At 52.4% G+C, this 11,572-nt stretch carries 7 protein-coding genes, 1 other RNA gene and 1 pseudogene; 2 read left to right on the top strand and 7 right to left on the bottom strand.

The window, feature by feature from the left end; all coding sequences use genetic code 11:
* Positions 1 to 445: 445 nt before the first annotated feature.
* The gene (locus VQ071_RS00315; protein ID WP_445293241.1) at positions 446 to 811 is read right to left on the bottom strand and encodes an ArsR/SmtB family transcription factor; all 366 of its coding nucleotides are present in this window, start codon (positions 809 to 811) and stop codon (positions 446 to 448) included.
* A 212-nt stretch (positions 812 to 1,023) separates the two neighbouring features.
* Here VQ071_RS00315 and VQ071_RS00310 point away from each other — a divergent pair, with 212 nt between their 5' ends.
* The gene (locus tag VQ071_RS00310) at positions 1,024 to 3,186 is read left to right on the top strand and encodes a heavy metal translocating P-type ATPase (RefSeq protein WP_445293240.1); all 2,163 of its coding nucleotides are present in this window, start codon (positions 1,024 to 1,026) and stop codon (positions 3,184 to 3,186) included.
* Positions 3,187 to 3,478: 292 nt separating this feature from the next.
* Here VQ071_RS00310 and VQ071_RS00305 read toward each other — a convergent pair whose 3' ends face one another.
* The 6 genes and pseudogenes from VQ071_RS00305 to smpB all read right to left on the bottom strand — a co-directional run bounded on the left by VQ071_RS00305 (position 3,479) and on the right by smpB (position 10,500).
* Positions 3,479 to 6,064: a metallophosphoesterase gene (locus VQ071_RS00305; RefSeq protein ID WP_340511837.1), complete on the bottom strand. Its 2,586-nt coding sequence runs from the start codon at positions 6,062 to 6,064 to the stop codon at positions 3,479 to 3,481.
* A gap of 3 nt (positions 6,065 to 6,067) precedes the next feature.
* A complete protein-coding gene (locus VQ071_RS00300; protein WP_340511836.1) occupies positions 6,068 to 7,333 on the bottom strand; it encodes a class I SAM-dependent methyltransferase in 1,266 nt (421 codons plus the stop codon).
* Positions 7,334 to 7,914: 581 nt separating this feature from the next.
* Positions 7,915 to 8,352: pseudogene (locus VQ071_RS00295) on the bottom strand (phosphorothioated DNA-binding restriction endonuclease); the annotation flags it as partial.
* Positions 8,353 to 8,821: 469 nt separating this feature from the next.
* Positions 8,822 to 9,019 carry a hypothetical protein gene (locus VQ071_RS00290; protein ID WP_340511835.1) on the bottom strand — a complete coding sequence of 66 codons (198 nt, stop codon included), beginning with the start codon at positions 9,017 to 9,019 and terminating at the stop codon, positions 8,822 to 8,824.
* Positions 9,020 to 9,319: 300 nt separating this feature from the next.
* Positions 9,320 to 9,683: a transfer-messenger RNA gene (gene ssrA, locus VQ071_RS00285) on the bottom strand.
* Positions 9,684 to 10,017: 334 nt separating this feature from the next.
* Positions 10,018 to 10,500 carry an SsrA-binding protein SmpB gene (gene smpB / locus VQ071_RS00280; RefSeq protein ID WP_340512365.1) on the bottom strand — a complete coding sequence of 161 codons (483 nt, stop codon included), beginning with the start codon at positions 10,498 to 10,500 and terminating at the stop codon, positions 10,018 to 10,020.
* A 478-nt stretch (positions 10,501 to 10,978) separates the two neighbouring features.
* Here smpB and VQ071_RS00275 point away from each other — a divergent pair, with 478 nt between their 5' ends.
* Positions 10,979 to 11,431, top strand: a complete 453-nt coding sequence (locus tag VQ071_RS00275; protein ID WP_340511834.1) for a VOC family protein — start codon at positions 10,979 to 10,981, stop codon at positions 11,429 to 11,431.
* The last annotated feature ends 141 nt before the right edge of the window (positions 11,432 to 11,572 follow it).

Here is an 11,572-nt window from a genome sequence, read left to right as displayed (position 1 = left end):
TGCGCCGAACCAGCTTGCGAACAGTAAAGTCACACAGAGCAGGACTGCGATTCTCGCTCTTAACGCGCGATTCAGGTGCATTTGTTTGATTGCCGATAATGGCATCTTTTATTACCTCCTTTTTGTAGTAGCTTGCTGGTCAACCCGCGGCAAAGGAAAATTTAACGGCAAACGCTTACATAAGCGCATTTTCAAAGATGAGCCGACCTCCCTCCTTTTACCGTGAGCCACGCCTTCCCTGTTGTGCGGTACGAGATGAATTGTATGGCAGGCTCCGGCGCTGCGAGAAGAGACGCGTTATGCGCTAGGTTTCATTTCATTGAAAAGTAAGGCGACAATTTCTATGGTTGGTGGCTTAATGTGATGCGCAGCAGCAAAAAGAGGCGCCCCAGCCATTCCGATGGCGTGGGCACCTCTTCTTCGTATCGCTTATACTGAAAGCGTCTTATTTGTGATCCATGTGTGCCAAGGTCGCCTGGATGATTTCCTCGATATGTGAATCGTCCAAAGCATAATAGACGGTTTTTCCGGCCTTTCGCCTTTTGACCATTCGCATATTCCTCAGATACCTCAGCTGATGCGAGACTGCGGATTGTCCCATTTCAAGCAATCGCGACAAATCGTGAACACATAATTCACGGCGAATTAGCGCGCTTATCATTTTAACCCGGGTAGGATCGCTGAGAACCTTAAACCAATCTGCGATATCGTGAATCCGCGATTCCTCGATCATCTCAGATTTTATTTGAGCCAGGTCTGCATCAGAGCCTCCGCATGGAACCTCGCACTCATCCGCTATATGCTGCTGCATGCTCATCACCTCTTGAATTTCACAAGCGATGTTTCATTATAACAGACGGTCATTTAATTAGGAAAGTTTACAATTAACCGCGTTTATCGCGGGGCTTCATTCAAATGATTATTTGTTCATGCTTGGAGTGAAATGTTTGACATCTTCATTTATTCAGCATATTATATGAACATATACTCATACGTTGGCAATGAGAATGGAGTTGGGCATAGATGACGATGGAGCTTCGGGTAAAAGGATTATCCTGTCCGAATTGTACGAACGAGCTCGAACAGGAAATCAAGCAGCTTGAGCACGGGCAGACGGCAAAGCTAAGCTACAACTCCGGCAAACTGACAGTGGATGAGCAGATCGACCTGGACCAAATACAAAAAATCCTGAAATCGGACGGTGCTTCTCTGGAGCTCCCCCCTAAGAAAGACCATACCCATAATCATAACCATAACCATCATCACGACCATGGACAGCAGGCCCATGCAGATCATGAAGGCCATGATCACGGACACGACCATGAACATGGCGCCGGTGGCACCATACGAATGATCCGGCTGCTGGGCATCTCTACCGTTCTGTACATTGGCACGATGTCCACACAGGACATGCTGCCGACGGCCGTTTCCATCTCGCTTTATATCGTTGCCTCGCTCCTTAGCGGTTACTCGACATTTTGGCGCGGCTTAAAAAATCTTGCGAAGTTCAAGTTCAATATCGACACGCTCATGACGATAGCTCTCATCGGAGCGGCGGCAATCGGAGATTGGAAAGAAGCGACGTTGGTCGCCATCTTATTCGGACTCAACGAGCTGCTTGAGGGCATGGGCATGGAGAAGGCGCGCAAGTCGATGGAGACCCTGCTGCAAGTGGCGCCCAAAGAAGCTGTGAAGCTGGAACACGGCATCGAGACCGTGGTGCCTATCGCCAGCCTGATGGTCGGCGATATCGTCATCGTGAGGCCCGGCGAGAAGATACCTTCCGATGGCACCGTCGCAAGCGGCAAGAGTTCCGTTAACGAAGCCGCGATCACAGGCGAGTCCCTCCCGGTGGAGAAAACAAACGGACAGTCCGTTTTTGGCGGAAGCATCAATAACGAAGGCGTCCTCCAAGTCCGTATTGATAAAGCTTATCAGGACTCCTCGCTGGCCAAAATACTGCACCTCGTCCAAGAGGCACAGGAGACCAAGACGCCTACGGAATTGTTCATCAACAAGTTTTCGAAGTATTATACGCCCCTGATCATTATGGTGGCTCTTCTGGTTCTGCTCATTCCTCCCCTGCTGTTCGGGGGCGATTGGCAAAAGTGGCTCTATCAGGGCTTGGCGGTTCTGATTGTCGGATGCCCGTGCGCACTGATTCTGTCCTCGCCGATAGCGATCGTGTCCGGCATTACCCGCAATGCTCGGAACGGAATCTTAATTAAAGGCGGGGTTTTCCTGGAACAGCTGGGCAAGCTGGACACGCTCGCCTTCGACAAGACCGGTACGCTGACCAAAGGAGAGCCGCATGTAGAGAAGACTGTCGTATACGACAAAGAAAAGTTCTTCGTCATCGCTGGCGCGATCGAGAAGTCCTCTATTCATCCGCTGGCCAAAGCCGTGATGAAGGAAATGGATCGGCTCGGCATAGCTGCCGGCGAAGCTGACGACATCCAAACCGTCTCCGGCCAAGGGATAACGGCGAAGTATGAAGGGCGCAAGTACTGGCTGGGCAATGAGAAGAGCATCTCCCATCTCGCCTTCACGGAAGAAGTGCGCTCCGCCGTTCAAAGCCTGAAAGAAGACGGATTGACGCTCGTCCTGCTGGCTGACGAAAGCAATGTGCTGGGCATGTTCGGCATTGCAGACGAGATTCGCGAGGAGAGCGCCGGCGTGATCAGAGCGCTTCACCGAAGCGGCATCCGCCGCACCGTCATGCTCACCGGGGATCACCAGAGAACCGCAGAAAAGGTGGCAAAAGCAGTCGGCGTGAGCGAATACTACGGCGGCCTGCTTCCGGAGGACAAAGTAACGAAGGTTAAAGCGCTGGCCGCCACGGGAACGGTCGGCATGATCGGCGACGGCATCAACGATGCCCCTGCTCTGGCCTCCGCGCAGCTCGGAATTGCCATGGGCAAGGGAACGGACAGTGCCATCGAGACCGCTGATATCGTACTGATGCAGGATCATCTGGGCAAGCTGCCGGCAGCGGTCCGTATCGCGCGCAGAGTGAACTGGATTATTCGTTTTAATATTAGCGTGGCATTGGGACTTAAGCTGATTGCCCTGCTGCTCACCATCCCCGGATGGCTGACGCTGTGGATCGCGATACTATCCGACATGGGCGCTACGATCTTTGTCACCCTGGTCAGCCTGACAATCTTAGTTCAGAAACGTTCATAAGACAAAGAGCCCTGGCATGCGTAAGCATCGTCAGGGCTTGCTGTTTCTATTCATTCACCTTTGGACACAACAATACGTTCGATACCATTTGGGGAATTGATTCATTTGCTTGGGTCGTTGGAATCCGGATATGATATCCGCATTTTTGATTACATCATTAAATGCAGTTCGATCCTCTTGGGCGGAGGTATTCCCATCGACGGTTGTATGAAGTGAATCATCCTTATATGGATTGTAAGGCGATTTGTCCATACGGATCACCCCTTTTATTTTAATTGCCCCAGACGCAGTCTCATAGTCTAGGATCAATCTCCTTCTCCTTGGCGACCTCGAACAGCAGATTCGCCGCGATTTGCTTGTAGGTTTCATTCCCCGGCGTGATGTCGCTCAGCTTGACCGCCAGCATTTGCCCGCCCAGTCGATGCTCGTTCATGGAGGTACGCAGTTTGGAAGCCGTATTTTTCTGCTTCAACAGCTTCCCATACTTACGCGGGAACTTATAATCATACCCGTAAATGATCGACAAATAGCCGGGATTGCGAACTTTCAAGTAAGGAGCTACGCCTCGCTTTTCCTGTTCCGGCTTAATGACGATACCCTCCATCCCGTTCTCCAACGTTAACCTGGAGAAGAAGCGTTCAGCCTTTTCATATGCGTCCGACTCCTGCAGATCAAGCACCAAATATTCGTCATCCGTCAGCAAACGGTACATCTCCGACGTCCGGCCATCCGCCATGCGTTCTTGTCCATCCGCCAGCACTTCTTTCAGAATCGCAAAGGGCTTGTAGGCAAGCTCCGCCTCCCCGGCGTACAATTCCAATTGACGCTTGTATACCTCGTACGCCTCATCATGCCGATCGAGCGGAACACTCGCCTCGCGAATCTCCCGCACATATTTATAGTTCTGATAGGCATGCGCGCCGTACTTGTCGCTAAGCGCCGCCTTGGACAGATGATGCTGATCCTTCTCGAATCCGCTTGCTTCGGCATCCCTAGCGAGCTTGCCGAATGCTTCCTCAAAGCCATGCTGGCGTAAGAAGCCCAACTCCGTCTCCAGTGCTTTCCCGATCGGACGGAACTGCCTTTCAATAAGCCCGTCTCCAAGCGCTTTCCAAGGCAGCAGCTCTCCATCGAGCAGCAGCACTTCAATTCCCCGTTCAGCCATGTACGTCCCGAACTTCCGCTGCAACTGCTCGTACACGGGCGTCATATCGACCGCCTGCACTTTATACCCATTGCGGCTGACCGCGCAGCACTGATCGATCTCCCGATACAGGTACACATTGCAACGCGACCCCATGTACTTCGGCTGCAATATGACTTCAGTGACGCCACGATCCGCGAAGTAGTCGAGCCCCTTGCGCAGCGACTCCAGCTCTTCGGCCGCAACATCCTTGTCCGCCGGAGACATCGTACCCGAAATAAAGTTGATCCGGTTCCGCGAGCAATAATTCAACCGGCGAATCGCCTCGTCATCCAGCTCCTGTAGAGACACCTTCTTCTCTTCCCGGAACAGTACCGGCAGTTCCTCCTGAACCGCTGCGGACTGCGACTTGTGACTTCTGAAAATCGGCCTGTTCGAAATACGTACAGCCGTCAGCACATTGCCGTGCGCGCTGCCCGTGTCGAGATGAATCTTGTTCTTGATTCGAAAGGCTTGCTTGGCCGCCACGTGACCGAACAAATGAAACGGGTGATTACCCACAGCCTCTTCCCGCAAAAACGCAAGCTGCTCTTCAATGGACACATCGCGATCAAGCCTGAAGCTGCGCTGGTGGCGGGCCGAATTGGCATCCAGCTTGCCGATATACTTGTTGCGGCAGGGCGCATGCGTGACATAGAAGGATGGCCCGTTCATACCAACCAAGCGGTAGAATGGCTGTGACCGTTCCACCAGCTGCGCGAACTTCCCGAACAATGCAGGATCACTCATGAGCACCTGCGTCGAATCGAAATACGTCTGCAGCAGTTCAGGATCCACGCCCGCTATTTCACCCTTCACATACTTGTAGACGAAGTTCTCATGGTTGCCGAGTACGAACAGAAAATGCTCCCGGTTCTCGTACAGAAACTCGACGATCTCGCGCGTCTGCTTCCCCTTATCGATCCAGTCGCCGACCAGTACGATTTGCGTATTCTGCACCTTGTCCGTAGCATACAGCTTCCCGTCCTCCATCCGATAGCCGTAGTCGCACAGCAGCCCCTGAAGCTCGCGAACGCATTCGTGCACATCGCCAACAACGATATACGCCTGTCCCTGCGGCAGCACTGCGGCCAAGTAGTCGCTCCAGTTCTCAACCGTCACCCGGTAATCCGGATTGGCCCCTCCATCCTCGAGAGAGTAGAAGTCCTTGGCCCGCAGCTTATGAATCTTGCCGTAGCCCTCGCGGGACAATACGGGCAGAACGTCCTTCCGCAGTCGGTTCAGATGACTCGAGATCAGCTTCTTCGACCGTTCCGAAGCATAATAATCGTCGCGCTGGCGGTAATCGAACAGAATAACCTCCACATTGTAGTTGTTCTCCTGGGCAATCTCGCGCACCTTGCTACGGAAGTCTTCCGCAAGCCCGATCGTGTCTACGACGACAAACTCGGCATTCAGCGGGAACGAGGTGACCAGCTTCAGCCGCTCGAACAGCAGTTGGAACGTATGCGAGCTTGCCTCCAGCATCACCTGATCGTATTTATCGTAATCATAGCCCAGCAGCTCCTGACGAATGCTGTCCGAAGACAAGTATTGCACATTCGTACGTAGTCCTCGCGACGCGTCCGCCAGACGAAGCTGAGGAATCAGCACTTCCTTGGCAAACGTAGACTTGCCGCACTCTGTTGCTCCGACAAGCATAAAAATGGTGTGTACTCGAGTTACAATTTCCATCCGCTATTCCTCCTTCCCTTGAACGATGACGCCTTGTGTCGTGTGAACGCCGTCCACACAATCGCCCATCATCACAAACGTATAAACCATATCCACTCCGCTAACCGTGACTGCGAACCATTGCCGGAACGCCTCCTGGTCCATCTCCCACTTGTGATCCTCATGCCGGAATCCGTCCAGTTCATAGTAACGGTTGAAATCGGCATTCGGCGTTGTGATGATCAGTCGGTCATAATTCACTTGACTGCAAACTTGGCGAATAAGCGCCGCTGCCGCTGCCGCGTCCATGTGTTCGATGACTTCCGTCAAAATTACATCGACCGTCTCCCCATTGTAGGACTCCAGAAAATGATCGAGAGAGCGGAACAGCGCAATGTTATCGACCTGTCTCGCTGCCGCCTTACGCGCAACAACCTCCAACAGTTCCTCGTTCACATCGACCGCATAGTATGTGCTTTCGATTTTTCCGGCGAACGGGATCGCATAGAAGCCTTCACCGCACCCCACATCCAATATCGGCTTATTGAACGGCAGCACGCCGGAGATATAGTTGCGCCGCTGCATCGCCGTACCGCCATACTCGAGCGATATCGCATAACGACTCGTCTGCTCGATATCCGCCTTGTATTTTTTATACCGCTCCCTGGAGGACAAGAAGTTTCTCGCGAACAGACTTCGGATATAGAACGGCGCGTCGATCACATTCAAGCTTCGAATGTACTTATCGAGAATGGCGTCCGAAATATCGATGTACTCATCGCCGAACATGGATAAGAACAGGCATAACACGCTCACGACATGCAGCAGATGGTACAAGCTTTTCCGCGTGGTCACGGTTAGAGCGTAGCTCTTGTGCGCCCGATGCTCCAGAGCGAACGTGTATTCCTTCATATGCTTGGCGAAAAAATCGATATAGCGGGTGCGATCGACATGAATCATATTGATGAAAAAGGAATGCTCGTACCCCGGCTCATCCCGCTCATCCTGCGCCTTGAACGGCGCGGAGAAAAACTCGTTGATCGCATTCAGCGAGAACAACGGCGTATTGTAGCGGGACACATTCAAATATTCAAAGCTCTCGTCTTCACGCTGTTTGTATGAAATCTCATTGTCCGCGTCTTTGAAGTAAACATTAAAGGTCGCATCGTCCGAATACCACCCGTACGCCATCCCTTGCCGAACGGGACGAAGCTGCATGCCGGTACCCGGATTTTTCTTAATCAGAAACGTGAACTTCGGATTGGCGGACCTCACCTGTACAATTGCCACCGGAATCTTCCTCTCGCAACATCGTCTACAGGGGAATCACGCTCCCCCTATTTCCTGCCTGATTTACTTCATCAGTCCGGGCTTGAATTGGCACCTCGGACACAAGTCCGTGCCGTCTGTCCGGTCAGCGTGTGAGTCTATCTTCGTTTATTGCAATCGGATTGAACATGGTGAAAGTATGGCGACGTTTATTCCAACCGGACCCAATCGGCATGAATGGAAGACCGCTCATGGCCGCGCCGAAGTACAACGGAATGGAATCCATATATTTTTAATATAAGAGAAAGCTTCTGTTGGCTTGTCGCACTCTATTAATTTCTTGGCTCTCTTCACAATAATGGCGGCAATGGCATCTCGAAGCAGTGTCGTCAGGGCCGGGGCAGACTGTTCAAAATCTCTTCTTGCTGCTCTTCCGATCCAACTCATACTTTTCCGGATATAACCAAGGCAGATCAGCATCGGAACGTAAGAGAATCGTTTCTTCTCCGTGTTCGACAGTATACGGTGTAAGATACTCAAGCTTATGCCACGCCTGCAACTTCTGCTTAATGCTCGTGTATATGATCTTTTCATCTGTCTTCTTATCGTTGTATTACATTGTACCTGGCAGGCCCTCTGAAAACCTCCCGAACGTGCCACTCGATAAACTTCTCCTTAGGCTGATAAATCGGACGAATGGGCGCACGAATTCGTTTGCCGTGAAACCGCATCAACCACTCCTCGAACCCCTGCGTTCCATGCGCCTCCTCGGCAACAAGCATCTCTCGATTACCGGTTATCGTAAACACGCCACGGTCAAACAACTTGTGATGCAGTACGCACAAAGCGATTCCGTTCTCTTCGCTGTCCGGCCCGCCGGCCTGGTGCCATTGAATATGTGCCGCGTCGACGGCAACCAAGTTATGGCCCAATCGGACGTTGAAACCGCAAATTGCACAGCTAAACTCGTACGCTCTCAGAATCTTGTTGCGAAAATCCGGATCACGCCTTCTCCTCGCTACCGTCAGAGACAACTGCAACGATTTATCATCCCTTCATTATTCCAGAATTATAATAATTCCACACTTCATCCACGTTCATCTCTTTCAAAATTATAGCAAGAATCTACGACCTCGCGCAGTTGTGGATTGATGCGATTCTAAAGGAATGCGTCGCGAGTACATGGAGGACTATGCTCCTCGCTGGAGGGAATCAAGAAATGAATTGTTCGGAATGAAGCAAGATGCAATTTAAGCGAAATCAAAGACAAAGCCGACCATCCGCAAGCGAAGGTCGGCTCAAAGTACTATTTCTCCGTCGACAGTTCCAGTCCGCCAAGCCAACCCGGCAACAAGCTGGCTTTATAGGTCATTTTAACGTTTGGAAGGATTCAGATTTTTGGCGATGAGATCCGGGTTCACAACAATGTCAAATGCTTGCCCGTAATGCTCAATAAGCGTCGATTTGCCCGCTCCGTTGCACCCCGCAAAAATGGAAAGCTCCGGCCCCTTATTCAATTGGAAACTCCAATGCTTTCCCTTCACTGTCTACTACAAGAGCATATTTTCGCCCGTCCGCATCTTCACGAACCCGGTTCCCGTTCTGCATATAAAACAGCGGTGCTCCCGCCAACTTAGCTTTTTCGCGTACGGACTTGCTTGCTGCCTTGAGGACCTCCCGCAGTCCCTGACCAGTTTTGGCGCTCATGGTAACCACCTCAACATCATTTATTATGGCTTCATATGTACAGTATAGCAAAAAATCCACAACCTCATGCGGTTGTGGATTTACATGGTGGAGCCGAGGGGAGTATATGATTCCTGATTGAACTTGCTGACGAAGCCAACTCGACGAAGTAGAGCGCAGCGGTAGAATCAGATGCCGTGCTCGTCCGCTTCGCTCCCTGCGCGCGGTCGAACCCCTGTCCTCTTCGGACTGGGGGCAACGCCTGGCCCCTCGGTTCCACCATAACAAAAAAACTCTGACCTCATGCGGTCAGAGTCCTTATGGTGGAGCCGAGGGGAGTCGAACCCCTGTCCGAAGATAACGCAACATAAGCTTCTACGGGTGTAGTGACAGATTTGATGTCACCCTAGAGACTCCCTGTCACCGGATTCCCTTCGGGTCAGCCTGATTGTCTTCTTCAGCTAGCCCCAGGCGGAGACTAGACAGCGTATCCCACTAAAGTTGAGCCCCTAGCCCGCCACATGGGCGATGGAAGGTAGGAGCACGAGAGCAGTTGTTTAGGCTGCTACAGCGTAAGAAGTTTGTTGTTTGCCAGTTAATTGGCTTCCGCGTTGATGAAGCAGCCGCAGCCCTACTACCCGCTACTCATGTCCGAACTATCCCCGTCGAATCCATAAACGGCCCCTAAATAAAAGCGAAGCCTTCGCGGCGGACCGAAAACACGAACTCAGTCGGCCAAGCGAACGGATCTTCAGGCGCCCATCTTCCTGTCGCAGCAGTGAAGATCGGCAGGTACGAACAAGGTGCATAAAACAAATCGCATCGGTGGAACTTCTATAGTATAGCACATCCCGCCGCCGAATACTGCACGGCATTGCTGGGACGATTGGCGATGACTGCCTGGGACGGTCGATCAAACAATATGAGCTGCCCGAATCGCACCAATCTCGCCTGAACGGCGCGCTACGCCGGCTTGCGAAGTCCGCTAACTACGCTCTTAACGCCGCTCACAGTCCGTCTTACCTCGCGACCTTCTGCTTCTCCCGGAGCGCCCGCTGAATGTCGCGCTGCGCATCCTTTTTAGCGGCGGATTCGCGCTTGTCGTAGTTCTTTTTGCCTTTGCCGAGGCCGATGAGGCATTTGGCGTACCCGTTGCGCGTGTATACCTTGAGCGGCACGATCGTGTAGCCCTCTTGCTTGGAAGCGCCGACGAGCTTGCGGATCTGGGCCTTGTGCATGAGCAGCTTGCGTGTGCGCGTCGGGTCGGTCGGATTGTGCCGGTTGCCCTGCTCGAAAGGGCTGATATGCATGTTGTGAAGGAATATCTCGCCGTTCCGTATCGTCGCGAACGCATCGCCCATATTGGCGCGGCCGCCCCGCAGCGACTTGATCTCAGTCCCGGTCAGCACCATGCCCGCCTCGAACGTATCCTCGATGAAGTAATCGTGCGAAGCCTTCCTGTTCTGTGCGAGCGGCTTGTCGAACTGGTCCTTGCTCTTCACCACGCTGCATCACCCCACGTTCATTCCATTGCAATCGGACCCTCATTATATCATGCGCTTCCAGCCGCTCACAACTCGACATGCTAGAACGGCAAAATACGGTCGGTGGAATAAAAACATCGGCGCAAAACGGTATTACCGCGTAAAAATCGAGACGATACCGGCTGCCCACCATCCGCAATCAACATATACCCCAAGGCTGCATCGAAACAACCGCCGGGGCCGCCGCAAAAAATAATCGCAGGCTCATCACGAGCCAAACGGGCGTCCCAATCATATCTGCCTTGCGACGACCTCCCCGTCTCCGAATCTTCAGCGACGCCGGGACATCGAAAAAGCTCGTGCCCGGCTTGTCCGCGCAGCCGAACAAGGAGATCACTGATAATTAGCAGGAGATAGGATCGCAACTCCGAAATGTTTAAGGAATAACGCTGACGACGTTAAGACCCAAACTTTGTACGCACAAGGAGATAAAACGATGGCAAATAACAAACTGCTCAGAATGGACAATGTCGGCATTGTGGTGGAATCCCTGGATGACGCCATTTCTTTTTTCGAGGAGATTGGCTTGAAGCTGGAGGGGCGAGCTGTTATTGAAGGTGAATGGGCCGGTCGCGTAACCGGGCTTGGCTCTCAGCATGTAGAGATTGCTATGATGATTACCCCGGATGGCCACAGCCGAATTGAGCTCTCTCGCTTCCTCACCCCGCCTGCGATATCCGACCACCGAGCCGCCCCGGTCAATGCCCTCGGCTATCTGCGCGTCATGTTCACCGTTGAAGACATCGACGAACTGGTATCCCGACTCATCAAGCATGGTGCTCAGCTCGTCGGCGAAGTGGTTCAATACGAGAACTCGTACCGGCTCTGCTACATCCGTGCAAAAGACGGACTGTTAATCGGTCTGGCGGAACAGCTCGGCAATAAATAGTGACGTCCGATGAAGTTGAATAATCGGATTCGTCATCGCATTTACAGGATAAGACAACGAACGCCGAAGGAAGTCCTTCGGCGTCCGCCGTGATCGATCGTTTATAGGCGCCGTTCGCAAGCTCCGTGAGCTGGCGCGATT

The sequence above is a fragment of the Cohnella sp. 56 genome (assembly GCF_037963805.1).
Lineage (GTDB): Bacteria > Bacillota > Bacilli > Paenibacillales > Paenibacillaceae > Cohnella.
This window is presented reverse-complemented; position numbering and strand designations above follow the sequence as displayed.

Coding starts and splice junctions, on each gene's coding strand:
- VQ071_RS00315 (WP_445293241.1), bottom strand. CDS start 811: ATGCAGCAGCATATAGCGGATGAGTGCGAGGTTCCATGCGGAGGCTCT.
- VQ071_RS00310 (WP_445293240.1), top strand. CDS start 1,024: ATGACGATGGAGCTTCGGGTAAAAGGATTATCCTGTCCGAATTGTACG.
- VQ071_RS00305 (WP_340511837.1), bottom strand. CDS start 6,064: ATGGAAATTGTAACTCGAGTACACACCATTTTTATGCTTGTCGGAGCA.
- VQ071_RS00290 (WP_340511835.1), bottom strand. CDS start 9,019: ATGAGCGCCAAAACTGGTCAGGGACTGCGGGAGGTCCTCAAGGCAGCA.
- VQ071_RS00275 (WP_340511834.1), top strand. CDS start 10,979: ATGGCAAATAACAAACTGCTCAGAATGGACAATGTCGGCATTGTGGTG.